General features: G+C 70.6%; 20 protein-coding genes and 2 pseudogenes. 11 read left to right on the forward strand and 11 right to left on the reverse strand.

Annotated features, from left to right (window positions below):
• Positions 1-150 precede the first annotated feature (150 nt).
• The 3 genes from E2651_RS22850 to E2651_RS22860 all read left to right on the forward strand — a co-directional run bounded on the left by E2651_RS22850 (position 151) and on the right by E2651_RS22860 (position 3,567).
• On the forward strand, positions 151-1,221 hold the full coding sequence (locus E2651_RS22850; protein ID WP_135333064.1) for a P1 family peptidase: 1,071 nt from the start codon (positions 151-153) through the stop codon (positions 1,219-1,221).
• Between the two features lie 156 nt (positions 1,222-1,377).
• Positions 1,378-2,613, forward strand: coding sequence for an Ig-like domain-containing protein (locus tag E2651_RS22855; protein WP_135333065.1), 1,236 nt, complete (start codon positions 1,378-1,380; stop codon positions 2,611-2,613).
• Between the two features lie 162 nt (positions 2,614-2,775).
• Positions 2,776-3,567 (forward strand): DUF6227 family protein, encoded by a 792-nt coding sequence (locus E2651_RS22860; RefSeq protein ID WP_135333066.1) that lies wholly within the window; start codon positions 2,776-2,778, stop codon positions 3,565-3,567.
• A 45-nt stretch (positions 3,568-3,612) separates the two neighbouring features.
• Here the strand turns inward: E2651_RS22860 and E2651_RS22865 are convergent, their stop codons facing one another.
• From E2651_RS22865 to E2651_RS22885, 5 genes are all read right to left on the reverse strand, one after another.
• Complete coding sequence (locus E2651_RS22865) at positions 3,613-3,867, reverse strand: hypothetical protein (protein WP_135333067.1); 255 nt, start codon at positions 3,865-3,867, stop codon at positions 3,613-3,615.
• A gap of 133 nt (positions 3,868-4,000) precedes the next feature.
• Complete coding sequence (locus tag E2651_RS22870) at positions 4,001-6,016, reverse strand: fructose-specific PTS transporter subunit EIIC (RefSeq protein ID WP_135333068.1); 2,016 nt, start codon at positions 6,014-6,016, stop codon at positions 4,001-4,003.
• A gap of 43 nt (positions 6,017-6,059) precedes the next feature.
• On the reverse strand, positions 6,060-7,007 hold the full coding sequence (pfkB, locus tag E2651_RS22875) for a 1-phosphofructokinase (RefSeq protein WP_135333069.1): 948 nt from the start codon (positions 7,005-7,007) through the stop codon (positions 6,060-6,062).
• Between the two features lie 128 nt (positions 7,008-7,135).
• Positions 7,136-7,897, reverse strand: a complete 762-nt coding sequence (locus E2651_RS22880) for a DeoR/GlpR family DNA-binding transcription regulator (RefSeq protein ID WP_135333070.1) — start codon at positions 7,895-7,897, stop codon at positions 7,136-7,138.
• Between the two features lie 175 nt (positions 7,898-8,072).
• Positions 8,073-8,708 (reverse strand): TetR/AcrR family transcriptional regulator, encoded by a 636-nt coding sequence (locus E2651_RS22885; RefSeq protein WP_135333071.1) that lies wholly within the window; start codon positions 8,706-8,708, stop codon positions 8,073-8,075.
• Positions 8,709-8,865: 157 nt separating this feature from the next.
• Here E2651_RS22885 and E2651_RS22890 point away from each other — a divergent pair, with 157 nt between their 5' ends.
• Positions 8,866-10,113, forward strand: a complete 1,248-nt coding sequence (locus E2651_RS22890; protein ID WP_135333072.1) for an extracellular solute-binding protein — start codon at positions 8,866-8,868, stop codon at positions 10,111-10,113.
• A 34-nt stretch (positions 10,114-10,147) separates the two neighbouring features.
• Here the strand turns inward: E2651_RS22890 and E2651_RS22895 are convergent, their stop codons facing one another.
• Entirely contained in the window at positions 10,148-11,689 is a 1,542-nt protein-coding gene (locus E2651_RS22895; protein ID WP_135333073.1) for an MFS transporter, read from the reverse strand.
• Positions 11,690-11,751: 62 nt separating this feature from the next.
• On the opposite strand from E2651_RS22895, the gene E2651_RS22900 reads away from it, so the two are divergent.
• The gene (locus E2651_RS22900; RefSeq protein ID WP_135333074.1) at positions 11,752-12,669 is read left to right on the forward strand and encodes a WYL domain-containing protein; all 918 of its coding nucleotides are present in this window, start codon (positions 11,752-11,754) and stop codon (positions 12,667-12,669) included.
• Between the two features lie 79 nt (positions 12,670-12,748).
• Positions 12,749-13,785, forward strand: a pseudogene (locus tag E2651_RS22905) (SpoIIE family protein phosphatase).
• Positions 13,786-13,824: 39 nt separating this feature from the next.
• Here the strand turns inward: E2651_RS22905 and E2651_RS22910 are convergent.
• A complete protein-coding gene (locus E2651_RS22910; protein WP_135333075.1) occupies positions 13,825-14,832 on the reverse strand; it encodes a sigma-70 family RNA polymerase sigma factor in 1,008 nt (335 codons plus the stop codon).
• A gap of 183 nt (positions 14,833-15,015) precedes the next feature.
• Between E2651_RS22910 and E2651_RS22915 the strand changes: the two genes are divergently transcribed.
• Entirely contained in the window at positions 15,016-15,561 is a 546-nt protein-coding gene (locus tag E2651_RS22915; RefSeq protein ID WP_135333076.1) for a GNAT family N-acetyltransferase, read from the forward strand.
• A 59-nt stretch (positions 15,562-15,620) separates the two neighbouring features.
• Positions 15,621-16,643 (forward strand): questin oxidase family protein, encoded by a 1,023-nt coding sequence (locus E2651_RS22920; protein WP_135333077.1) that lies wholly within the window; start codon positions 15,621-15,623, stop codon positions 16,641-16,643.
• A 12-nt stretch (positions 16,644-16,655) separates the two neighbouring features.
• Here the strand turns inward: E2651_RS22920 and E2651_RS22925 are convergent, their stop codons facing one another.
• Positions 16,656-17,438, reverse strand: a complete 783-nt coding sequence (locus E2651_RS22925; RefSeq protein ID WP_245239111.1) for a class III extradiol ring-cleavage dioxygenase — start codon at positions 17,436-17,438, stop codon at positions 16,656-16,658.
• Between the two features lie 56 nt (positions 17,439-17,494).
• On the opposite strand from E2651_RS22925, the gene E2651_RS22930 reads away from it, so the two are divergent.
• Positions 17,495-17,986 carry a MarR family transcriptional regulator gene (locus tag E2651_RS22930; RefSeq protein ID WP_135333078.1) on the forward strand — a complete coding sequence of 164 codons (492 nt, stop codon included), beginning with the start codon at positions 17,495-17,497 and terminating at the stop codon, positions 17,984-17,986.
• A gap of 29 nt (positions 17,987-18,015) precedes the next feature.
• Here the strand turns inward: E2651_RS22930 and E2651_RS22935 are convergent, their stop codons facing one another.
• Both E2651_RS22935 and E2651_RS22940 read right to left on the reverse strand, forming a co-directional pair.
• The gene (locus E2651_RS22935) at positions 18,016-19,539 is read right to left on the reverse strand and encodes an MFS transporter (protein WP_135333079.1); all 1,524 of its coding nucleotides are present in this window, start codon (positions 19,537-19,539) and stop codon (positions 18,016-18,018) included.
• Positions 19,540-19,689: 150 nt separating this feature from the next.
• On the reverse strand, positions 19,690-20,343 hold the full coding sequence (locus E2651_RS22940; RefSeq protein WP_135333080.1) for a TetR/AcrR family transcriptional regulator: 654 nt from the start codon (positions 20,341-20,343) through the stop codon (positions 19,690-19,692).
• A 308-nt stretch (positions 20,344-20,651) separates the two neighbouring features.
• Between E2651_RS22940 and E2651_RS22945 the strand changes: the two genes are divergently transcribed.
• Positions 20,652-21,935, forward strand: coding sequence for a M6 family metalloprotease domain-containing protein (locus E2651_RS22945; RefSeq protein ID WP_135333081.1), 1,284 nt, complete (start codon positions 20,652-20,654; stop codon positions 21,933-21,935).
• 9 nt (positions 21,936-21,944) lie between these two features.
• On the opposite strand, the gene rho is transcribed toward E2651_RS22945, so the two are convergent.
• Entirely contained in the window at positions 21,945-23,186 is a 1,242-nt protein-coding gene (gene rho / locus E2651_RS22950) for a transcription termination factor Rho (protein ID WP_245239112.1), read from the reverse strand.
• A gap of 399 nt (positions 23,187-23,585) precedes the next feature.
• Between rho and E2651_RS22955 the strand changes: the two are divergent.
• Positions 23,586-23,808, forward strand: a pseudogene (locus tag E2651_RS22955) (hypothetical protein); the annotation flags it as partial.

Raw genomic sequence — 23,808 nt, forward strand, 5'->3', positions numbered from 1 at the left:
CGCCTCACCCCCGCCCGTCGGATGGCCACACGCGTCCGCCTCACCCCTACCTGGCGGATGGCCACACGCAGCCGAACCACGCCTACCCACCAGACAACCCCACGCCGCGATCCACCCCCGCCCCGCGCCCCGCGTGATACGCAGTTCGGCATGACTTCCGACGTCCCGAGCCACCCCACCTCCGACTCCCTGACCGATGTCCGGGGCCTGCGCGTGGGTCACGCGACCCTCGACGGCGGCGCCCGCGCGGGTCACCTCACCGGCACCACCGTCGTGCTCGCCCCCGAGGGTGGCGCCGTGGCCGCTGTGGATGTGCGCGGTGGTGGTCCCGGCACCCGTGAGACGGACGCGCTCGACCCCCGCAATCTGGTGCAGCGCGTCGAGGCGGTCGTCCTGACCGGTGGCAGTGCGTACGGGCTCGACTCCGCGAGCGGCGTGATGGCGTGGCTGGAGGAGCGGGGGCGTGGTGTGCGGGTGGGGCCCGACCCCTCCCACGTCGTCCCCGTGGTTCCGGCCGCCTGCGTGTTCGACCTCGGGCGCGGCGGTGACTTCACGGCACGCCCCGACGCCGCGACGGGCCGCGCCGCAGTGGAGGCCGCCGCACGCACCGACCTCTTCGCCCCGGTCCAGGAGGGCAACGTCGGCGCGGGCACCGGCGCGGTGGTCGGCAGGGTCAAGGGCGGCATCGGCAGCGCGAGCGTCCGGCTGGACTCGGGCATCACCGTGGCCGCGCTGGTCGTGGCGAACGCCGCGGGTTCGGGGGTCGACCCGCGGACGGGCGCGCTGTACGGGCGGTACTTCGAGGGGCGGCAGGTCGCCTACCCCACGCCCGAGGTACACGCGGAGGCCGAGCGCCGCCTCGCCGAAGCCGCCGCCGAGAACGGGCCGCCGCCGTTGAACACCACCCTCGCCGTGGTCGCCACGGACGCCGAACTCACCAAGGCCCAGGCGCAGAAGCTGGCCGGCACGTCGCACGACGGCATGGCCCGCGCCGTGCGCCCCGTCCATCTCCTCAACGACGGAGACACCGTCTTCGCCCTCGCCACCGGCGGGCACGCGCTTGCCGCCGACAACCCCCTCGCCCTCAACGAGATCCTCGCGGCGGGCGCCGACCTGGTGACCACCGCGATCGTGCGGGCGATGCTGGCCGCGGAGTCCGTACAGACCCCCGGCGGCACGTTCCCCTCGTATCTCGACCTCTACGGCAAGCAGGTCGAGTAGGTCAGGTAGCAACAGCCCCAAAGCCTCAAAGCCGCACCAACCAGGCCACGTTGGTGCGGCTCCCCTGTGCCTGCGCTCACATCATCCGGACGGAACCTTTCCGCCCGCACGTCGCTCTTTACCCGTACTGGACCAGAACGCGCACTTGGCACATAGATGGAGCAGCCCGTGACAACGTCGTACACAGCCAGGCCTCGGCGACGCGCCCTGCTGGCAGCCGCCGCACTCGCCGCCGCGGGTGCGCTGACCCTCACGGCCTGCGGCGGCGACGCGGACGCGAACGACGACGGCAAGAACGGCAAGGGCAAGGACGGCGCCGACGGCCTCGCCATCACCATCTCGGCCAAGGACGGCTCGACCGGCGCCTCCATCAACGCCACGGGCGTCAAGGCCGAGGGCGGCAAGCTGACCGACGTGAAGATGACGCTGGTCTCCACCGGCGCGGCCGTCGACGGCACGCTCTCCTCCGACGGCAGCAGCTGGAAGCCCAAGGCCCAGCTGGAGCGCGGCATGAAGTACCGCATCACGGCCAACGCCGAGGACGCCAAGGGCAAGGAGGCGACGGAGAACTCGATCTTCACGACCGTCTCGGAGGCCAACAGCTTCATCGGCAGTTACACCCCGGACGGCGGCACCAAGGTCGGCGTCGGCATGCCGGTCTCCTTCACCTTCGACAAGGCGATCACGGAGAAGCAGGACGTCCAGTCGCACATCAAGGTCACCTCCGACAGCGGCCAGAAGGTCGTCGGCCACTGGTTCGGGGACAACCGCCTGGACTTCCGGCCCGAGGAGTACTGGAAGGCCGGCTCCAAGGTCACGATGAAGATCGACCTGGAGGGCGTGAAGGGCGCGGAGGGCGCCACCGGCGTACAGAACAAGACGGTCAGCTTCACCATCGGCCGCGCGCAGGTCTCCACGGTCGACGTGCAGGCCAAGAAGATGACGGTCGAGCGGGACGGAAAGGTCGTCAAGACCATCCCGATCTCCGCGGGCAGCCCGTCGAACCCCACGTACAACGGCCAGATGGTGATCTCCGAGAAGTTCACGCAGACGCGGATGAACGGCGACACGGTCGGCTTCGGCGGCGAGTACGACATCAAGGACGTCCCGCACGCGATGCGCCTGTCCTCGTCCGGCACCTTCATCCACGGCAACTACTGGGGCTCGCCCTCGATCTTCGGCAGCGCCAACACCAGCCACGGCTGCGTCGGCCTGCAGGACGCGCAGGGCGCGGGCGACTCCAGCACGCAGGGCGCGTGGTTCTACGACAACTCCCTGATCGGGGACGTCGTGACGGTCAAGGGCTCCCCGGACAAGACCGTCTCCCCGGACAACGGCCTCAACGGCTGGAACATGTCCTGGAGCGAGTGGACGGCGGGCAGCGCCGGCTAGCCACAGGCCGGGCCTCAGCCCCCTCAAAGCATCCTCAACATCGCGAGCCGCACGGGAACTTGCCGTGCGGCTCGTACGTTTTCCCGTTCACGGACATGATGTCCGATCCAGGGGCTACGGTATGCACTCACAAGGTGACATGCAGCAACGCCGGGAGAAACCTTGAGCGTTCCGTACGAGTACGAGACAGCGTACGAACCACCCCAGTCGCCCGAACAGAAGCCCCCGCAATCTCCGCAGGAGCACCTCGAGCGGCTCCTCGGCCACGCCCTGAACTCCTTCGACCTGCCGGACGAGACGATACGGCACCTCGACTCGGCGATCGCGTACGACAGTTCGCTGCACTCCGCGCACCACAGCGCGGGCCTGCACCGCGAGACGTACCGGCACACGTGGCTGCTCGCCGACGCCAGCGCGCTCACCCTCTGGGAGCTGGTGCACAACACGGACCCCGGCGGCCACGCCCGGCACGAGCTGTACGTGGACGAGGAGGAGGCCGGCGTCGCCACCTCGCGGCTGCCGCTCCCGCCGGACACCATCCCGGCGGCTTGCGAGCAGCCCATCGTGCTCCAGCTCCCGGCCCCGGACGAGCCCCGGCACACCTATGTCCCCGACGACTCGGCGGACCACGGGCGCCGGCTGCTGCGCCGCGCGGAGAACCCGATCGGCGCGGGGCGGCCGGGCGAGGAGATCGCGCGGCAGCTGCGTTCGGCGTTCGCGCACCAGATCACGCAGGCCTTCGGGCGCCCCTGCCTGCCCGGCGAGGCCCGCTTCTGCTTCTCGCTCTACGAGCACGCGTTCCTGCTCTTCGACGGCAGCGAGCTCAGCCTCTGGGAGGTCGAGCACACGGTCACGCCGGACAAGCGGCACATGTGCGAGGTGTACGTCACCGAGAGCGCGGCCCGCGAGGCGATGGAGCTGCGGGCCAGGAGCATTCCGCAGCAGCAGTCCTGACCAAGGGCCCAACTAGCGCGCGACTAGGCCCTAGCTAGGCCCTAGCTAGGACCGACCCTCGCCGAACTGCCGTACAAGACCGGCGAAAGCGGCCCGCTCGTCCGGCGTCAGTTCCACCGTCTCCGTACGCGGCGGGCCCGACTGCGCGGGCAGTGCGCGCAGCGCCTGCGCCTGGTGCCAGACGTCCGCGTCGGACCGGTCGCGCCGCAGCACCCGCACCAGGCCCACGGCCCAGACGACGGTCGCGGCGGCGAGCACGGCCACGCCTGTCTGCTGGAGGATCGAGACATTCTGGAGCATGCCGCACAGTAGACAACACGATCCGGGACTTCCGACAGGGGGGCCGTGGGACTTACGTCCTGAAGTGACGCATGTCGCACAACCCCCCTCATAGGGGCCCATGGGGCTCAAACAGCCGCCTCAAGCAGCGGGATCAGACAGCCGCCGCGACCTGCTCCTTCGGCACGGCCTCCGCAGCGGCCTCCGCGCCCTCCGAACTCTCCCCGCCCTCCGAAGGACCCGTCTTCCGGGCCCCCTTGAGCAGGACGACCGTCACGGTCGAGACGCCGACACCGGCGGCGATCGCCACCAGGTAGAGCAGCGGCCGGCCGATCAGCGGCACCACGAAGACGCCTCCGTGCGGGGCCCGCAGCGTGCAGTCGAAGGCCATCGACAGGGCGCCGGTGACCGCGCCGCCCGCCATCGAGGCGGGGATCACCCGCAGCGGGTCGGCCGCGGCGAACGGGATCGCGCCCTCGGTGATGAAGGAGGCGCCGAGGAACCAGGCCGCCTTGCCGTTCTCGCGCTCCGTCTTGGTGAAGAGGCGGCCGCGGACGGTGGTGGCGAGGGCCATGGCGAGCGGCGGGACCATGCCGGCCGCCATCACCGCGGCCATGACCTTGAGGCTGCCCTCGGTCGGGTTGGCCAGGCCGCCGACGGCGAAGGCGTACGCGACCTTGTTCAGCGGACCGCCGAGGTCGAAGCACATCATCAGGCCGAGGATGACGCCGAGGATGATCGCGTTGGCGCCGGAGAGGCCCTCGAGCCAGTCCGTGAGCGCGCTCTGCAGCGAGGCGATCGGCTTTCCGATCACCAGGAACATCAGGAAGCCGACGACCGCCGACGAGATCAGCGGGATCACCACGACGGGCATGATGCCGCGCAGGACGGGCGGGATCCGGACCCGCTGGATCCCCATCACCACGCCGCCCGCGATCGGACCGGCCGCGAGGCCGCCGAGGAAGCCCGCGTTGATGGTGACGGCGACCGAGCCGCCGACGAAGCCGGGGACCAGACCCGGCCGGTCGGCCATTCCGTACGCGATGTAGCCGGCCAGGACCGGCACCAGGAAGGCGAAGGCGAGACCGCCGATCTGGAAGAGCAGCGCGGCCCAGCTGGTGGTGTCCGTCCACACGAAGTGCTCGGCGACGGACGGGGCCTTGTCGATCCGCCAGCCGCCGATGGCGAAGCCCAGGGCGATGAGGAGGCCGCCCGCGGCGACGAACGGGACCATGTAACTGACGCCGGACATCAGCCACTTGCGCAGCTTGGTGGCGTAGCCGTCGCCGCTGTCGCCCGCGTTGTCCACCGGGCTGGGGGCACCGGCCGCGGTGGTCTCGCCGCGGGCCGCCTTCCCGCGGACCTCCGCGATGAGTTCCGCCGGGCGGCTGATGCCCGCCTTCACGCCCACGTCGAGGGTGGGCTTCCCGCCGAAGCGGTCCTTTTCCCGTACGGGGACGTCGTGGGCGAAGATGACCGCGTCCGCGGAGGCGACGACCGCCGGGTCGAGGCGGGTGAAGCCGGCGGAGCCTTGCGTCTCCACCGCCAGCTCCACGCCTGCCTCGCGGGCCGCGTTCTCCAGGGATTCCGCTGCCATGTAGGTGTGGGCTATGCCCGTGGGGCAGGAAGTTACCGCCACTATGCGGAACGGCTCCGCCGGGGGCGGGTCGCTCTCCGGCTGCGGGCCGGTGGGGGTTTCTGTTGTCGTTTCCCCAGCCGCCCGCCCCTCACCCCGGATCAGAGTCGTTGCCGTCCCGGCGTCCGTCGCCGCCCGCAGCGCGCTCGTGAACTCCCCGTCCATCAACTGCCGTGCCAGCGACGACAGAATCGTCAGGTGGGCGTCGTCCGCGCCCGCCGGAGCGGCGATCAGGAAGATCAGGTCCGCGGGGCCGTCCGGCGCCCCGAAGTCGATGCCGTCCGCCGAGCGGCCGAAGGCCAGGGTCGGCTCGGTGACGTGGGCGCTGCGGCAGTGCGGGATGCCGATGCCGCCGTCGAGGCCGGTCGGCATCTGCGCCTCACGGGCCGCCACGTCGGCGAGGAAACCCTCCAGGTCGGTCACCCGGCCCAGGGACACCATGCGTTCGGCGAGGGCGCGGGCCGCCGCTTCCTTGGTTCCGGCGGACCGGTCGAGTTCGAGGTCGACCAGTTCCGCGGTGATCATCTCGCTCATCGCGGGCTCCTTCGCAGGGGAGTTGGCTTGTGGGGGCGGGGAGTCATGACGCCGGCTCCGTCAGCGCGCGGTCCAGGGGGACCTCCGTCGTCACCGTGACCGCGTCCGGTGCGAGGTCCGCGGGCGTCGGCATCGCGCTGCCCGGCAGCTGGACCGCCGCCGCGCCGTGCGCCACGGCCGATGCGAGGGCGTCCGCGCCGGTGCCGCCCGCGATGAGGAAACCGGCCAGGGAGGAGTCACCGGCGCCGACATTGCTGCGTACGGCGTCGACGCGGGCGCTGCCGAAGTACGTGCCCGAGTCGTCGACCAGGAGCTGGCCGTCCGCCCCGAGGCTGGCGAGCACGGCACGCGCGCCCAGCTCCCGCAGCTCCTCGGCGGCCTTGACCGCGTCGCCGACCGTGGCCAGCGGGCGGCCCACCGCCTCCGCGAGCTCCTCGGCGTTCGGCTTGACCACGTCGGGGCGCTCGGCGAGGGCGGCGAGCAGGGCCGGGCCCGAGGTGTCCAGGGCGATACGGGCGCCCGCCGCGTGCGCGCGGGCCACCAACTCGGCGTACCAGGAAGGCGCGAGGCCGCGCGGGAGGCTGCCGCAGCAGGCGATCCAGTCGGCCCCGGCCGAGCGCGCCCGGACCGTGGAGAGCAGCGACTCGGCCTCCTCCACGGTCAGTTCGGGACCGGGAGCGTTGATCTTCGTGAGCGTGCCGTCCGGTTCGGCGACCGCGATGTTCGACCGGGTCTGGCCCGCGACCGGGACCGGCGCGACCCTGATCCCCTGCTCGTCCAGGAGCTGCGCGACCAGCGCGCCGGGCGCCCCGCCGAGCGGCAGCACGGCGACGGTGTCCGCGCCCGCCGCCGCGACCGCCCGCGACACGTTGACGCCCTTGCCGCCCGGGTCCATCCGCTCCCCGGTGGCCCGCACGACCTCACCGCGGTCCAGGGCGGGGACCTCGTAGGTGCGGTCGAGGGAGGGGTTGGGGGTGACGGTGAGGATCATGCGGGTACGTACCGTTTCTTCACTGGGACGCGTTTCTTCGCTGGGACGCGTCTGTTCGCTGGGACGCGTCTCTTCACTGGGACGCGTCTCTTCACTGGGACGCGTCTCTTCACTGGGACTCGTCGTGCTCATGCGCGGACGACCTCCGTGCCGCCGCCCTCGATCGCCGCCGCGTCCTCCGGGCTGAGGCCGGTGTCGGTGATCAGGAGGTCCACGTCGTCCAGGTCGCCGAAGCGGGCGAAGTGTTCCTGGCCGTGCTTGGTGGAGTCCGCGAGCAGGACCACCCGGCGGGCCGCGCCGATCGCGGCGCGCTTGACGGCCGCCTCCGCGAGGTCGGGGGTGGTCAGGCCGGCCTCCGCGGAGAAGCCGTTGGTGGCGAGGAAGAGGACGTCGGCGCGGATCTCTCCGTACGCCCGCAGCGCCCACGCGTCGACCGCCGCGCGCGTACGGCTGCGTACCCGGCCGCCGATGAGATGCAGCTGGATGCCGGGGTGGTCGGCGAGGCGGGCCGCGGTGGGCAGGCCGTGCGTGACGACGGTGAACGTCGATTCGAGCGGGAGCGAGGCCGCGAGCCGTGCGACCGTCGAGCCCGCGTCGAGGATGACGCTGCCCTCGGCCGGCAGCTCGGCGAGCGCGGCCTTCGCGATGCGGTCCTTCTCGTCGGCCGAGGTGCCCTCGCGCTCGGCGAGGTCCGGCTCGAAGTCGAGGCGCCCGGCCGGTATGGCACCGCCGTGGACGCGGCGTACGAGACCGGCGCGGTCGAGGGCCTTCAGGTCGCGCCGGATGGTCTCCGCGGTGACCTGGAACTCCTCGGCGAGCGACAGCACGTCGACCCGGCCGCCGTCGCGCGCGAGCCGCAGGATCTCCTGCTGCCGCTCCGGTGCGTACATGTCCGTTCGCCTCCGCCTGATGCCCGAGCTTGTGGGTTCCTTGGGAGACTACGACTGGATTTCCGGAAAGTAAACAGGTTCGGGCGTCAGGCAGACACAAACGGACTTCAGGTCTGACGGTGGCCACTGAAGGTCCCCACGGCCTACGGCCCTACGGCCCTACAGCCCTACGGCCCTACGGCCTGCGGAAGTCTCCGAGCGCCTCGATGCAGCGCTCGGCCAGAGCCGCGGGGCCCGCAGGACCCCCGGCGGGATCGTCACCGGCGGCCCACGTCTCCACCGCCACCCGGACCGCCGCGCTCGCCAGCGCCGCCGCGAGCCGAAGCTCCAGCGAGGGGGCGCCGGAACGCCCCGCCCGCTCGGCGAGCACGGAGACCAGCGTCTGCTCCGAGCCATGGCAGGCGTCGGACCACACCGCCCGCAGCGCCGCGCTCTCCCCCGCCATCCGCAGCAGCGACCGCACCCACTCCAGGGACTCCGCCGCACCGGTGTCGTCGGCTGCCAGCGCCCGCTCCGCCGCGTGCCGCAGCGCGTCCCGCACCGGCAGAGCGGCGGGCGCCTCCCGCACCGCCTCGGCCCACTGCTGCGCACCGGCCGCGAAGAGCGGGGCGACGGCCTCCTCCTTGGTCGCGAAATAGCGGTAGAGGGTGCGCGGGGCGACGCCCGCGGCGCGGGCGATGTCCTCGGCTCGGGTGGCACGCAGCCCGTTCTCGACGAAGAGCGCGGCCGCGGTACGGGCGATGTCCAGGCGCGTCTCGGCCTTGCGGCGCTCGGTGAGCGAACCGGACGAGCCGGTCACATGTGCGTGCATGGGAGGCAGGCTATGCCAGCCGTCCGCACCAGGTCCTCGTAGACACAAAGTGCCCGTGTGACAGAATCTGCCACCGTCCGTGTGCGATGTGATCAAGCACGATCAGAACGCTGATCAGAACGCGATCAGAACGCGATCAATAAGGGTGGCAACAGCGGTGCGTCGTCGGCAGTTCCTTCTCCACACCGCCGGTCTCTCCGGCGCCTCCGCGCTCGGGCTCACCGCTTGTTCGTCGGACGGCGACGCGACCACCCTCAAACTCCTCGTGGCCAGCTACGACGAGAGCGTGGGCTCCTCGATCGGCGACCAGTGGAGCGGACTGATCGCCGCCTTCGAGAAGGCGCACCCCAGCGTCAAGATCGACATGGAGCGCGTCCCCTTCAACAAGCTCGACCGGACGCTCGCCCGCCGCGTGAAGGACGGCGACGCACCCGACATCGCACAGTCGAACGTCTTCGCCCCCTACGCCAAGGACGGCAAGCTCTACAGCGCGTCCGACCTCTTCGAGATCCGTACCGAGGCCGACTTCACCCGCTCGTACGCGGAGGCCGGCTCGGTCAAGCACATCCAGTACGGCGTCCCGTTCCTGGCCAGCACCCCGCGCCTCTTCTACAACAAGGCCCTGTTCAAGCAGGCCCGCATCACCGCACCCACGTCCTGGGACGAGTTGGTGTCGGCGGCACAGGCCCTGAAGGCGCTCGGCGTGAAGACGCCGTACGGCCTGCAACTGGGGCCCGAGGCGGCCGAGGACGAGATGCTGTCCTGGCTGCTCGCGGACGGCGGCGGCTTCGCGGGCCTGACGAGCTACGACTTCAACACCGAGGGCAATGTCCGGACCCTGACCTGGCTGCGGGACGAGCTGGTCGGCGCGGGGCTCGCGGGCGCGAACCCGGCGGGGCTGAACAGGACGGACGCGTACGCCCAGTTCATGAAGGGCCAGATCGGGATGCTGGTCGCCCATCCGGTACTCATGAGCGCCGCAGACAAGTACAGGTTCCCTTACGCGCACACCGCCTTCCCGAGGCGGCAGGGCGGGGCGGCGGCGCCCATCGGCCTGAGCGACTGGCTGATGGCGTTCCGGCAGAACGGCAACGGCGAGGCGTCCGGCACGTTCCTCAGCTACCTCTACGGCCGCAAGTCGGCCAAGGCGTACGGCGGCGGCCAGGCCGCGCTCCCGGTGACCAGCTCGGCGTCGGCCGCGCTGCGGGCGGACTCGGCGCAGCGTCCGCTGTGGAAGTTCATCGACCAGATGCCGCAGGCACAGTTCCAGCCGGTCAACCTGCTGTCGTGGCCGATGGTCCGGGCTGCCATCCGCAAGGAGATCGGCGCCGCCGTCATGAAGGGCGGCAGCCCCCGTGCCGTACTGGAGTCCCTGGACATGGCGGCGGCCCAGGCAGAGCTCTAGGCTCCACCCGGGCCGCACCCCGCCGGCATGTAGATCAGGACGTCAACACGGGCTCCCCCTCAAGGAGTTCACCGGCACCCTCGGCCCCGGCGTCCCCGGCGTCCGCGCCCTCGACGTGCTGCCGGGGCTTGCCCGGCAGGGCGAACATCAGCAGGAAGATGACGGCGAGTACGCCGACCACCCACCACAGCGAGTTCTGGAACGCGTCCACGATCTCCACGGGCACCTGGCTCGGCGCGGCCTTCTCGTCGATCATGCCGAAGAACACCACGGAGACCAGGCCGAGTCCGAGCGCCGTGCCCATCTGCTGGACGGTGTTGAGCAGCCCGGACGCGGACCCCGAGTGCTCACGCGGCACGTCCGACAGGATGGCGTCCGTCAGGGGCGCGACGATGAACCCCATGCCGGCGCCCATCACGGCCAGCGGCAGCGCCATCTGCCAGGACGCGATGTCCGCGCCGTACCGGTCCGCCTCCCAGATGTAGAGCAGCACTCCGGCGGCCATGATGAGCGCGCCGCCCTGGAGCACCTTGCGTCCGAAGCGCGGCACGAGCAGCTGTACGGACATGCCGGCCGCCGCCGATACGGCGATCGAGAACGGCACCCCTGTCGTGCCGGCCCGCAGCGCGCTCCAGCCGAGCCCCGCCTGCATGTACAGCGTCCAGACCAGGAAGAAGATGCCCATCGCGACACCGAACACGGTCTGTACGGCGATGCCCGCCGCGAAGCTCTTCACCTTGAACAGCGACAGCTCCACGAGCGGCGAGCCGTCCTTCGCCGTCTTCCTCTTCTCGTACGCGACGAGGGCGCCGAAGACCACGACTCCGCCCGCCATCATCACGTAACCCCACAGCGGCCAGTCCAACTCCCGCCCACGGGTGAGCGGGTAGAGCACCATCAGCATGCCGAGTGTCACCAGGACGACACCGACGAGGTCGAGCTTGAGGGCCTTGGGCGCCTTGGACTCGCTGATGAACTTCCGCCCGAGAACGAGCCCCGCGATGCCGACCGGCAGGTTGATGAGGAAGATCGGCCGCCACTCGAGCCCGAACAGATTCCACTCGGTGAGCAGCGCGCCGAGCAGCGGCCCGGAGACCGCGCCGAGCCCCACGATCATCCCGAAGAGCCCGAAGACCTTGCCCCGCTCGTGCGCCGGGAAGGTGGCGTGCACGATCGACAGGACCTGCGGCACCATCATCGCGGCCATGCCGCCCTGCAGGATCCGCGATGCGACGAGCATCTCCGGGTTGGCGGCGAACCCGCAGAGCGCGGAGGCGAGCGTGAAGCCGCCGATGCCTATCAGGAACATCCGCTTGCGCCCGTGGATGTCACCGAGCCGCCCACCGGTGATCAGTCCGGCCGCGAAGGCGAGCGCGTAGCCCGCGGTGATCCACTGGATCTGGCTGAACGTGGCGCCCGCGTCCTTCTGGATGGAGGGGATCGCGATGTTGACGATGGTGACGTCGACGAGGTCCATGAAGGCCGCGGTCATCACGATGGCGAGGGCAAACCAGCGCCGTCGGTCGCCGACGGCGGCGGCTGTGGGTGGCGGTGAGGCGGGATTGCTGGAAGTCATGAGAGGAACCTAGAGCCCGTATAGGTCAGATGGCGTCCTAATTAACGGCCACCATGGAGAACATGAGCAAGAACGCGGAGAACACGGACACCCCGGCACGCCTGCTGCAACTCCTCTCGCTGCTCCAGACCCCGCGGGAGTGGCCGGGCGGGGAGCTGTCCGAGCGGCTCGGCGTGAGCCGCCGCACGGTGCGGCGCGACATCGACCGGCTGCGGGACCTCGGCTACCCGGTCCAGGCGAGCCAGGGGGCGGCCGGCGGATACCGCCTGGTCGCGGGCAAGGCGATGCCGCCGCTGGTCCTCGACGACGAGGAGGCATCCGTCCGGGCCCTGGCGAAACTGGAGCAGGTCCTCCCCTCACGCCTGCGCCACCGGGTCTCGACGCTCCAGATGGCCACGATGCCTCTCACCAGCGGGGACGGGGCGAGCATCGCCCCCGAGACGCTGACGGTGATGGCGTCGGCGGCGGCCGGCCAGGAACGCCTGCGCTTCGCGTACCGGGCGGGCGACGGCACGGAGTCGCGCCGCCTGACCGAGCCGTACCGGCTGGTGTCGACGGGACGTCGCTGGTACCTGGTGGCGTACGACATCGACCGCGAGGACTGGCGTACGTTCCGCGTCGACCGGGTGTCGTCCCCGTTCGCGACGGGAGCGCGGTTCGCTCCGCGGGAGCTGCCGACCGGGGACGCGGCGGAGTACATCCGCCAGTCCATGTGGCGCGGCCGGCAGTCGTACGCCATCGACGTGACGTTCGCTGCCCCCGCGGAGTTCGTCGCGGCACGCCTCCCCGCGACGCTGGGCACGCCGGAACGGATCTCCGACACGTCCTGCCGCCTGCGGTCGACGGTGCCGGACTCCATCGAATGGCTGGCGGTCCGCCTGGCGCTGGTCGACTGCGACTTCAGGGCACACGAGCCTCCGGAACTGATCCAGTACCTACGCGACCTGGGCACACGCCTGACGCAGGCCTCCACCACGTAACCCCTCTGACGTTCCGTGACATGCCTCTGATGGCCCAATGGAACCCTTGGGCTGTTCGGCCGGGGCACGCTGCGTCGTCGTGAAGCAACCCGGGATCGGTTACGAAGCGGCGTTCCAGGCCATGCCGGGCGCGGTGGCGCTGCTCACCCCAGACCTGGTGTACGCGGATGTCAACGAGGCGTTTCTGCAGATGGCGGGGCGCACCCGCGACCAGGTGGTCGGCCGCTACCTGTTCGACGTCTTCCCCGAGAACCCCAACGCCCCGGGCGCGACCGGCATGCGCAACCTTCAGGCGTCGCTGCTGCGCGTGGCGGCCACCGGGGAACGCGACGCCATGGCGTCGGTGACCTCCTCCACCCGGTGCAACAGCAGCGCCACCCGCCCGTCCGGGCCGAGGACCGGGGCGCGAAGTCGCACTGACCTTGCAGGCCGCGATGCTGCCCGCGCCCACATCACTCGGCCACCACCGGGCAGCTGTGCGCTACCGGCCCGCGGTCGGCGCCCTGAAGGTGTGCGGCGACTGGTACGACCTGGCCGAACTGCCCGGCGACCGCATCGCGGTAGCCGTCGGCGACGTCGTCGGCCACGGCCTGCCCGCGGCCTGCGTCATGGGACAGCTCCGCAGTGCGCTCAGTGCGGCCGTACGGGTGGCCGACGGCCCCGCGGCCGCCCTCGAGGCGCTCGGCCTGTACGGGGTACGCCCGTCACATCGACGGCGCCGAGTCCACCACCGCTTTCCAGGCCGTCGTCGACTGCGAAAGCCGCGTCCTCGCCTACAGCAGCGCCGGCCATCTCCCGCCCGCCCTGCTGCACGCCGACGGCACCGTCGAGTTCCTCGACAAGGCCACCGACCCGCCGCTGGGCGCCCGCCCCGAACACGCCCCCAGACCCCAGGCCGAAACCGCGTTCCCCGAAGGCGCCACGCTCGTCCTTTACACCGACGGACTCATCGAACGCCGCCGCGAAGACATCGACACCGGCCTTCAGCGGCTCGCCGACTGCCTCACCCGCCACGGGTCGGCCGATGCCGACACCCTCGCCGACACGCTGCTGACCGAACTGCTCCCGCCGGCCGGCAACACCGACGACACGGCCCTGGTCATCGTCCGCCTGTGACCTCGCCGGTCACCGCAGGGACGGAACAGGCCCGGCCGCCTAGGCCGCCGCGTCGAAGCCCGTGTCCCGCGCCAGCTTCTTCAGTTCCAGCAACGCGTGCTTCTCGATCTGACGGATCCGCTCCCGCGTAAGACCATGCTGCTTGCCGACCTCCGTCAGCGTCCGCTCGCGGCCGTCCTCGATGCCGTACCGCATCTTGATGATGGAGGCCGTGCGCTGGTCGAGGCGGCCGATCAGGTCGTCCAGTTCCTCGCTGCGCAGCAGTGTCAGGACGGACTGCTCGGGCGAGACCGCCGAGGTGTCCTCGAGCAGGTCGCCGAACTGGGTGTCGCCGTCGTCGTCCACGCCCATGTTCAGCGAGACCGGGTCGCGGGCCCAGTCCAGGACGTCGATGACCCGCGCCGGGGTCGAGTCGAGCTCGGCCGCGACTTCCTCGGGCTCGGGATCGCGGCCGTTCTTACGGTTGAACTCGCGCTGGACGCGCCGGATCCGGCCCAGCTCCTCCACCAGGTGGACGGGGAGGCGGATGGTGCGGGACTGGTCGGCTATGGAGCGCGTGATGGCCTGGCGGATCCACCACGTGGCGTACGTGGAGAACTTGAAGCCCTTGGCGTAGTCGAACTTCTCGACCGCGCGCACCAGGCCCGCGTTCCCCTCCTGGATCAGGTCGAGGAGGGGAAGACCGCTGCGCGGGTAGCGCCGCGCCACGGCCACGACGAGTCGCAGGTTCGACCGGATGAAGACGTCCTTGGCGCGCTCGCCGTCGGCGACCAGCGCCTCCAGCTCCTCGCGGGACGCGGCCGCGCCCGCGACGGAGTCCTCGACGTCTCCGTCGAGTATCTTCCGCGCGTAGACACCCGCCTCGATGATCTGGGACAGCTCGACTTCCTTGGCGGCGTCGAGCAACGGCGTACGCGCGATCTCGTCGAGGTACATGCCGACCAGGTCGCGGTCGGCGATCTCCCCGCCTACGGCGCGAACACTGCGTGCCGCGTCGGTCTCGCCGGTGGAGGCGGACTTACGACGGGCGACGGCACGGGTTGCCATGCGTGCTCCCTTGCGTGTGGAGGTCCTGGTCGGCCTTTTCACGGGCCTCTGTGGTGGAAACCACACCCTTCCGGGTGCCCTGCTTCCGATGGAAACAACGACTGGAATCCGGACAGAATTCCCAAGCCGCACATCTATTTTCTCGACGTTGCAGTACCCTGTGCGGCCACAAGGGGAGGCCGGATGCCGTCGGAACGTACGGAGGTGCAGGTCAGGCCGGGCACTGAGGCCGACATCGAGGCCCTGACCGGCATCTACAACCACTACGTACGTGAGACGGCGATCACATTCGACACAGCCGTCTTCCTGCCGGAAGAGCGCCGCCCTTGGCTGCTCTCCCACCCTGAAGACGGCCCGCACCGCCTGATGGTTGCCCAGGAGCGGGATTCGGGCCGCGTGCTCGGATACGCGACCAGCAGCCCTTTCCGGCCGAAGCCCGCGTACGCCACTTCAGTAGAAGTCAGCGTCTACTGCGCGCCGGACGCCGGCGGCCGCGGCATCGGCACGCTGCTGTACAAGGCGCTCTTCGAGGCCCTCGACGGCGAGGCCGCGACGTCTGACCTGCACCGCGCCTACGCCGGGATCGCGCAGCCCAACGACGCCTCGCACCGCCTCCATGAACGCTTCGGCTTCCGGCACGTCGGCACGTACCGGGAGGTGGGCCGGAAGTTCGGCCGCTACTGGGACGTCGCCTGGTACGAGCGCCCCCTCGGGTCCCCCGGGACCTAGGTCCCGGCCTAGGCCGCAAGCCCGTTACGCCCCGCCGACGACCCGCCTAGCGTGCCCCCATGGACGACACAGGCACCCTCGACGAAGCCCTCCAGCGACTGCACGCCTCCGGGCCCGAGCGGCTCGGGCGGCTCACCAACCACGCGCCGATGGCCGTCGAGGCGCTCGCCGCGCACGGGCAATCCGGCGAGGTCCACCGCTGGCTCGAGCTGTACGCGCCGAAGCTGGAGGAGTTCCCGGGCGCCGTCGAGAGAGTCACCGGCGACAACTGGCGCGAGGCCCTCGGTGATTCGCGCCGGGCGGCGGACTGGATCGCGTACTTCGGGCGCGAGGTGGCCGAACGCCCCTGGCGCGACGTGCTCGCCCGGTGGTGGCCGCGGCTGCTGCCCGGCATGTACGGCGGCTCCACCCACCCGGTGATCCGCGTCGGCCACGCGGTGCGCACCCTCCTGGCGGCCGACCCGGGTGACGCGACCGGACCCCGCGTCGCCGAACTCGCCCATGGCCTCGGCTACTGGGCCGCCCGCCACCACCCCGTTTCCGCCATCGCCCCGCTGCCGGGTGCCGACAGCGCGGCCGCCGCCCTGGACGCCGTACCGCCGATCCCGGAAGAAGGCGCCCAGGGTTTCCCCGCGCGGCTCGGTCTGGTGACGCGGCTGCCCGTGTGGGCGGCGGACGTGACCGGGCCCGACGAGGCGCACCGCAGGCTCACCGAGCTGGTGCGGGCGGCGACCCACCGCTATGCCACGCACGGCCACGGCGAGGAGACGATGCTGGTGCACGCGGCGACGGCGCCCAACGCCGTGCTGCGCACCCTGCCCGCGCTCCCCCGCGCCCTGTGGGTGCCGAGCCTGCACGCGGCCTGGACGGCTTCGGCCGCCGTGACCTCGATGTACGCCCCCGACGCCCCGGTCGCATACACCGCACCCGGCACCTTCGCCCCCGATGAGGTCTTCGAGCGGGCCCTGGCACACGGCGACGAGCACGTCATCAAGTTCACGGACACGGCAATGGACGTCGGCGACGAGCGGGCCCTGACGGCGGCCCTGCGGGCGATCGAGCTCAGCGAGCCGCTCGCCTGAAAGCCCGCGCCCTCAGCCGAACTGCACCGACCTCTTCGCCAACCCCATCCAGAAGCCGTCGATCACGCTCCTCTGATCACCCAGGTCCCCCACCGCCTCCGCCGCCCCCAGCGTCACGAACAGCGGCGCGAAGTGCTCCGTACGCGGATGCGCCAGCTGCCCCGCCGGGGACTTGTGCGCGAAGTCGAGCAGCCCGTCCACGTCCCCCGCCTCAAGAGCCTCGCGCCCCCACACGTCGAACTCCACCGACCAGGACGGCGTGCCGCCCTGCCGCAGCGCCGCCAGGTTGTGCGTGAAGAAGCCGCTGCCGACGATCAGCACGCCCTCGTCCCGCAGCGGCGCCAGCCTGCGCCCGATGTCCATCAGGCGCTGCGGATCGAGGGTGGGCATGGAGATCTGGAGGACGGGGATGTCGGCGGCCGGGTACATCTCGACGAGCGGGACGTACGCCCCGTGGTCGAGCCCGCGGTCCGGGATGTCCTGCGCCGGCATGCCCGCCCCGCGCAGCAACGCCCGTACGGAATCAGCCAGTTGGGGGGCGCCGGGAGCGGCGTACGTCACCTGGTAGTAATGCTCGGGGAAGCCCCAGAAGTCGTAGACGAGCGGCACCGTCTCAGTGGCGCCGAGTGCGAGCGGAGCCTCTTCCCAGTGGGCGGAGACCATCAGGATGGCCTTGGGGCGCGGCAGGTCGGTCGACCAAGCCTTGAGCTGGTCGGGCCAGAGTGCGTCGTCGGCCAGCGGCGGCGCGCCGTGACTGAGGTACAGGGCGGGCATGCGCTCCAGGGATTCGGTCATGACGGCACCTCCGAACAACTTTAACTTTCAAGAAAGGGCTGCGTACAGTGGAACACATGGACACGGCACCGCGCTGGCTCAACGACGAAGAACAGCGCACCTGGCTCGCGTATCTGCACGCCACCACGCTCCTGGAGGATCACCTCGACCGCCAGTTGCAGCGTGACGCGGGCATGCCGCACATCTACTACAGCCTGCTCGTCCAGCTCTCCGTCGCGCCGCGGCGGCGGCTGCGGATGACCGAGCTGGCGAGGAACAGCAAGATCACCCGGTCCCGGCTCTCGCACGCGATCGCGCGCCTGGAGAAGAACGGCTGGGTGCGCCGCGAGGACTGCCCGTCCGACAAGCGCGGCCAGTTCGCGATCCTCACCGACGACGGGTTCGAGGTGCTGCGCAGGACCGCGCCCGGCCATGTCTCCGCCGTACGCCAGGCCCTCTTCGACCGGCTCAGCCCGGAACAGCAGAAGTCCCTCGGCGAGATCATGATGATCGTCGCCGAGGGACTTCAGCCCAAGGAGGCCGGTGCGGACCTTCCCTGGCTCCGCTAGGTCCTACCTACGCGTGAAACGAGCGGGGGTCAGTGCGCGACCACCGGGATCCGCACCTCGTCCTCCTTGCCGACACCGCCGGCACCCTCGCCGTCGCCCGAAGCGGCCGAAGAGCCGCTCTGGGCACCGGTGTTGATGAACGCGAAGGCGATCGCGGCGGAGACCACCAGGATGCCGACCGCCCACCAGATGGCGCTGGTGTAGCCCTCGACCATGGACTGCGACTGGAGCAGCTTCTGCGCCGCCGGAGTCGTCGCGCCCGCCGCGTGCGAGGTGACGTACGCGGTCGTGGCGGATGCGGCGATGGTGTTCAGGAGGGCCGTGCCGATGGCGCCGCCGACCTGCTGCGAGGTGTTGACCATCGCGGAGGCGACACCGGCGTCACGCGCCTGGACGCCGTGCGTGGACAGGGACATGGCGGGCATGAACGCCGTACCCATGCCGAGGCCGAGCAGCAGCAGCGCCGGCATGACCAGCGTCGTGTACGAGGAGCCGATCTCGATCTGGGTCAGGAGCAGCATGCCGGCCGCGGCGACCAGGAAGCCCGGCGCCATCAGCAGGCGCGGCGGGACCCGGGTCATCAGACGGGTGCCGATCTGCGTGGAGCCCACGATCATGCCCGCGATCATCGGCAGGAACGCGAAGCCGGTCTTCACCGGCGAGTAGCCCTGCACGATCTGCAGGTAGTAGGTGAGGAACAGGAACGTGCCGAACATCGCGATGACCGCGAGACCCAGCGACAGGTAGACACCGCCGCGGTTGCGCTCGGTCAGGACGCGCAGCGGCAGGAGCGGCGCCTTGACCTTGGCCTCGGTGACGATGAAGGCCGCGAGCAGCACGGCGGAGGTGACGAACATGCCGATCGTCAGGCCGTCGGACCAGCCGGCGGACTCGGCGCGGGTGAAGCCGTAGACCAGGGCGACGAGGCCGAGGCTGGACAGGATCACGCCGGGGATGTCGAGCGGCGAACGGTTGCGGCCCTCGGCGGGCTCACGGATCACGAAGTACGCGCCCAGGGCGGCCACGATCGCGAACGGGACGTTGACGAAGAACGTCCAGCGCCAGTCCAGGTACTCGGTGAGCGTGCCGCCGAGGATGAAGCCCACGGCGCCGCCACCACCGGCGATCGCACCGTAGATGCCGAACGCCTTGGCGCGCTCCTTGGCATCGGTGAACATCACCGCGAGCAGCGACAGCGCGGCCGGCGCGAGCAGCGCGCCGAACGCACCCTGCAGCGCACGGGCGCCGAGCATCATGGCCTCGCCATTGGCCGCGCCGCCGAGGACGGAGGCGACGGCGAAGCCGACCAGACCGACGACGAAGGCGCGCTTGCGCCCCCACAGGTCGGCTATCCGGCCGCCGAAGAGCAGCAGGCCGCCGAAGGCCAGCGCGTAGGCCGTGATGACCCACTGGCGGTTGCCGTCCGAGATGCCCAGGTCCTGCTGGGCGGAGGGCAGCGCGATGTTCACGATGGTCGCGTCGAGCACGACCATCAGCTGCGCGAGCGCGATGAAGATCAGCGCTTTCCAGCGCCTGGGATCTGTTTCAGACATGGGGATAGCCACCTAGCGGTACGAGAGTGAAAGAAGTGACGTAACTGACGTAACGAGAACCGAGAAGGGAGAAGCGAGAAGCGAGAAGGGAGAAGGGAGATACGTGAAGCGGTGTGCGACGGGAGACGTCAGGCGGGGCTCATTGCCGACCTACTGGCGGAGGTCCTCCAAAGTCGCCGCCTCACCTGGCAGCTCGGAGCGTGCCGGTGCCATCAGGCCGTCCATGAACAGCTGCAGATGACGGTGGATGAAACGGTCCATGTTCAAGCACGCCGTCCCGGGCAGCGGCCTGGTGAGCTGGGAGAGGGCGACCATCAGGTCTCCGACGGCGATGTCGGTGCGCAGCTGCCCGGCGGCGCGCGCCCGCTCCATGAGCCCTTCGATCCCGGCCTCGAGCCGGTCGCGGGCGTCGATCAGATCGGGGTGGTCGGGGTCGAACGTCTCCTGGAGCATCGGGCACAGGGCGCTGATCCGCTCGTCGGCGGCGGCGTGCACGAACTCCCGCAGGGCGTCGAATACGGCGTCCTCGTCGGCTTCCATCCGGACGCGGGCGCGCTCGGCGTGCTCCGCGACGCGGTCGGTCACCGACAGGACGACCTGGTGGACCAGTTCGGCCCGGTCCGCGAAGTGCCGGTAGACCGTGGCGTTGCCCACGCCGGCGCGGCGCGCGACCTCGTCGAGCGGCACATCGGGGCCGAACTCGACGAACATCTCGCGTGCGGCGGCGACGATCCGCTCCCGGTTGCGCAGGGCGTCGGCCCGCGGGCGGGTCGCCTTGCGCTGCGGTGCGGTGGCGGTATCCACGAGGCACTCCTCGAAGTAGTGGTCTGACTGTCGCTGTCTGACTGTTGCTGTCTGACTGCTGCTGTCTGACTGCTGGGTCGCGATGCGGGGAATCACTCCCCGTTTCGCTCGGACACAGGTCTAAACGGGGAGACAGTCCCCGGATATTTCCGGTCCGCCGACCTCTTTCCCGTGACCTGAGTCACACCTGCGCGGACGAGAAACCCACGATCGGTCGCACCCAGCGAGCGCCCGCGCGGACCCCGGCAGAGGGTGATCGAACAGGGTGCAGCCAGGACCTGCGGCTGCCGCGACGGGAAGGCCCATGTATGCAGCAGCCGACCTGGCGGCGGATACGCGGAGCCCGGCGCGGCGCGGCACTCGCGACCTGCGCGGCCCTCGCCCTCACGGTCACCACGTCGGCGAGCACCGGCCGCCTGATGGAGGACTCCCCCACGGCAGCGGGCCCCGTGTCCCTGGCCCGCGCGACCGCACTGGGCCCCTGCATGATCAACGGCACGATGGGCGTCCAGATGTCGGAGGGCGTACCCACGCCGGCCGGGTACTCGCGCTCCACGGGCACCGTCCGGGCCCTGAACCTGATGGTCGACTTCTCCGACGCCCCCGGCGATGGCAGCGCCATGGAGCGCCTCGCCGAGTTCTTCCCGCAGACCTCGGAGTGGTTCCGCACCAGCTCCTACGGGCGGCTCGACTACCGCCCCGAGTCCCCCGTGCCCGACTGGCTGCGCATGCCGAAGAGCTTCAAGGAGTACGGGATAGAGCGGGGCGCCCCCTTCGATCCGGGGTACCGCGAGCTCGTCCAGGACATCGTGGCGACCGCCGATCCGGACGTGGACTTCCGCGAGTACGACCTGGTGAACATCCTCGTCACGCCGAACGCGGGCCCTTCAGCGCTGGACACGGTCCTCTCGGTGACCTTCGCGGGCAACACCGAGGCACCCGTCGCCGACGGCGTCCCGGTCGCCAACGCGTCCTTCATCTACAGCCGCCAGGACGACGGCTCGGGCGGCTACCGCGAGACCGGCTACCGCGTGCTCCCGCACGAGAACGGCCACACCTTCGGCCTGCCCGACCTCTATACGCAGGAGGGCGGCGGGGCGGTCGGCCACTGGGACATCATGAGCGAGGACTGGGGCGCCAACAACGACCTGCTGGCCTGGCACAAGTGGAAGCTGGGCTGGCTCGACGACGACCAGATCAGCTGCGCGTCCAACTCCGGGACCACCGAGCACACGCTGACCCCGCTGGCCGGGCGCGGCGGCACCAAGCTCGCCTTCGTGCCGATGGACGAGAAGACGGGGTACGCGATCGAGGTCCGCACCCAGGGCGGCAACGACGAGGGGGTCTGCAAACCCGGCGTGCTCGTCTACCGGGTGAACGCGGAGATCGACACGGGCCACGGCCCGGTCACCGTCGCCGACTCTGCGAAGGACAGCGGCGGCTGCACACGGCGGCCGAACGTCCACGCGGAGCTCTCCGACGCGCCGTACGGGCCGGGGCAGACCTTCGTGGACAAGAAGACGGACGTACGCGTCACAGTGGCGGGCGTCGAGAAGGACGGCAGCTATCGGGTGCACGTCACACGTCCGTGACGACGCCTCTCAACTTCCGTTGATGTCGGGCGAGTTGGCACCCGGCACGGTCTGCCGCACCTGCCGCAGGAAGGCGGCGTTGCTCGGCGTCTTGCGCATGCGGTCGAGCAGCGCCTCCAGGTTGCCCTGCGCGTCACGGCCGTGCAGGGCGCGGCGCAGTCCGCGTACGGCGGTCAACTCGTCGGCGGGCACGAGCAGTTCGTCACGGCGCGTACCGGAAGGGGTGATGTCCACGGCGGGGAAGACCCGCCGCTCGGCCATGCCGCGGTCGAGGCGGAGCTCCATGTTGCCGGTGCCCTTGAGCTCCTCGAAGTAGTAGTCGTCGGCGCGCGATCCGGTCTCCACGAGCACGGTGGCGAGCATGGTCAGCGACCCGCCCTCCTCCGCGAGCCGCGCGGCGCCGAAGAGCCGCTTGGGGCCCTGGATGGCGGCGGCGTCGACGCCACCGGAGAGGGTGCGGCCACCGCTGGACGCGGCGTTGTTGTACGCGCGGCAGAGCCGGGTGAGGGAGTCGAAGAGCATGACGACGTCCTTGCCCTCCTCGGTGAGCCGCTTGGCGCGCTCGACGGCGAGTTCGGCCAGGGCGATGTGCTCCTTGGCGGGCCGGTCGAAGGTCGAGGCGAGCACTTCACCGCGTACCGACCGCTTCATGTCGGTGACCTCTTCGGGCCGCTCGTCGAGGAGCACGACCATGAGGTGCGCCTCGGGGTGGTTCGCGCCGACGGCGGCGGCGAGCTGCTGGAGGAGGACCGTCTTACCGGTCCTCGGCGGCGCGACGATCAGGCCGCGCTGCCCCTTGCCGACGGGGGCGACGAGATCGACGAGCCGGGTCGCGACGGACCCTCCGGGGGTCTCCAGACGGAGCCGCTCGCGGGGGTGCAGCGGGGTGAGGTCCGCGAACCGGGCGCGCCTGCGGAGCGCCTCGGCGGAGTGGCCGTTGACCCGGTGGACGTCGGTGAGCGTGCGGGGCCGTGCGCACTCGCCCTCGACGAGGTCGCCGGGGCGCAGGCCGAGCCGGCGGATGAGGGCGGCAGGGACCTGCACGTCGTTGGGGGTGGGAAGGCAGTCACCGGTGCGGAGATGACCGGTGGCGCCGTGGGCGAGGTCGAGGATGCCGGAGGCGGCCTTGACCGTGGCCGTGGTGGATCCCTTGGCGAATTCCTTGGTGGATTCCCTGGTGGATTCCTTGGTGGATTCCTTGGTGGATTCCATGGTGGATTCCCTGTTCGGGGTGATGGTTGCGGTGCTCATGGTGGGTTCCTTTCGCAGACATGCGAATGAAGGGCCCGGCGGGGCGGAGTGATCACGCCACGTACGACGGGCGGAGAGAAAGTGGCCTCCGAGGAGGCGGAAGAGAGGAGATCAGCACCGGCGCCGCAGAGAGGCGGCGTTCACACGTGCTGTTCGCAAGGTAGCACAACCATCGGAGCAACGGGTGTGACGTACGCCACTAGCCTCTGGCGCGGGAATTCGCAATTCGCATAACTCAGGATCAGCCCAACTGACCTTTAGAACATATCCAGTTGGCCTGGAATCCCGCGCGTTTCCTGTGACACGCTCGCTCGGGTTGATGAACGTATCGCATAGGAAATTCCCCCCTCCCCGGGAATTCAATCCACGCCATCCAAACCTGACAGGAAATCAACTCCCGTGCGCAGAAAGACTTCCATGGCGGCCGCCACCGCGGCGGTGCTCGCCCTCGTGCTGAGCGGCTGCGGCAGCGATGACGACAGCGGCGGCGACGGCGACGCGAAGGCGGCGGGCACGCCGGAGGCCGGCGTCTCGGAGCCCGCCGCGAAGCCGTCCACCACGCCCCCGAAGACTTCCCCCACGCCCAGCAGAACCCGCACGGCGAAGCCCCCCAAGACCACCC

The sequence above is a fragment of the Streptomyces sp. MZ04 genome (assembly GCF_004684775.1).
Classification (GTDB): Bacteria; Actinomycetota; Actinomycetes; order Streptomycetales; family Streptomycetaceae; genus Streptomyces.

What these genes read in the sequence shown, in the direction of transcription:
- E2651_RS22850 (WP_135333064.1), top strand. Translation starts at nt 151, where the DNA reads ATGACTTCCGACGTCCCGAGCCACCCCACCTCCGACTCCCTGACCGAT.
- E2651_RS22855 (WP_135333065.1), top strand. Translation starts at nt 1,378, where the DNA reads ATGGAGCAGCCCGTGACAACGTCGTACACAGCCAGGCCTCGGCGACGC.
- E2651_RS22865 (WP_135333067.1), bottom strand. Translation starts at nt 3,867, where the DNA reads ATGCTCCAGAATGTCTCGATCCTCCAGCAGACAGGCGTGGCCGTGCTC.
- E2651_RS22870 (WP_135333068.1), bottom strand. Translation starts at nt 6,016, where the DNA reads ATGAGCGAGATGATCACCGCGGAACTGGTCGACCTCGAACTCGACCGG.
- pfkB (WP_135333069.1), bottom strand. Translation starts at nt 7,007, where the DNA reads ATGATCCTCACCGTCACCCCCAACCCCTCCCTCGACCGCACCTACGAG.
- E2651_RS22880 (WP_135333070.1), bottom strand. Translation starts at nt 7,897, where the DNA reads ATGTACGCACCGGAGCGGCAGCAGGAGATCCTGCGGCTCGCGCGCGAC.
- E2651_RS22885 (WP_135333071.1), bottom strand. Translation starts at nt 8,708, where the DNA reads ATGCACGCACATGTGACCGGCTCGTCCGGTTCGCTCACCGAGCGCCGC.
- E2651_RS22895 (WP_135333073.1), bottom strand. Translation starts at nt 11,689, where the DNA reads ATGACTTCCAGCAATCCCGCCTCACCGCCACCCACAGCCGCCGCCGTC.
- E2651_RS22900 (WP_135333074.1), top strand. Translation starts at nt 11,752, where the DNA reads ATGAGCAAGAACGCGGAGAACACGGACACCCCGGCACGCCTGCTGCAA.
- E2651_RS22910 (WP_135333075.1), bottom strand. Translation starts at nt 14,832, where the DNA reads ATGGCAACCCGTGCCGTCGCCCGTCGTAAGTCCGCCTCCACCGGCGAG.
- E2651_RS22915 (WP_135333076.1), top strand. Translation starts at nt 15,016, where the DNA reads ATGCCGTCGGAACGTACGGAGGTGCAGGTCAGGCCGGGCACTGAGGCC.
- E2651_RS22920 (WP_135333077.1), top strand. Translation starts at nt 15,621, where the DNA reads ATGGACGACACAGGCACCCTCGACGAAGCCCTCCAGCGACTGCACGCC.
- E2651_RS22925 (WP_245239111.1), bottom strand. Translation starts at nt 17,438, where the DNA reads ATGACCGAATCCCTGGAGCGCATGCCCGCCCTGTACCTCAGTCACGGC.
- E2651_RS22930 (WP_135333078.1), top strand. Translation starts at nt 17,495, where the DNA reads ATGGACACGGCACCGCGCTGGCTCAACGACGAAGAACAGCGCACCTGG.
- E2651_RS22935 (WP_135333079.1), bottom strand. Translation starts at nt 19,539, where the DNA reads ATGTCTGAAACAGATCCCAGGCGCTGGAAAGCGCTGATCTTCATCGCG.
- E2651_RS22945 (WP_135333081.1), top strand. Translation starts at nt 20,652, where the DNA reads ATGCAGCAGCCGACCTGGCGGCGGATACGCGGAGCCCGGCGCGGCGCG.
- rho (WP_245239112.1), bottom strand. Translation starts at nt 23,186, where the DNA reads ATGAGCACCGCAACCATCACCCCGAACAGGGAATCCACCATGGAATCC.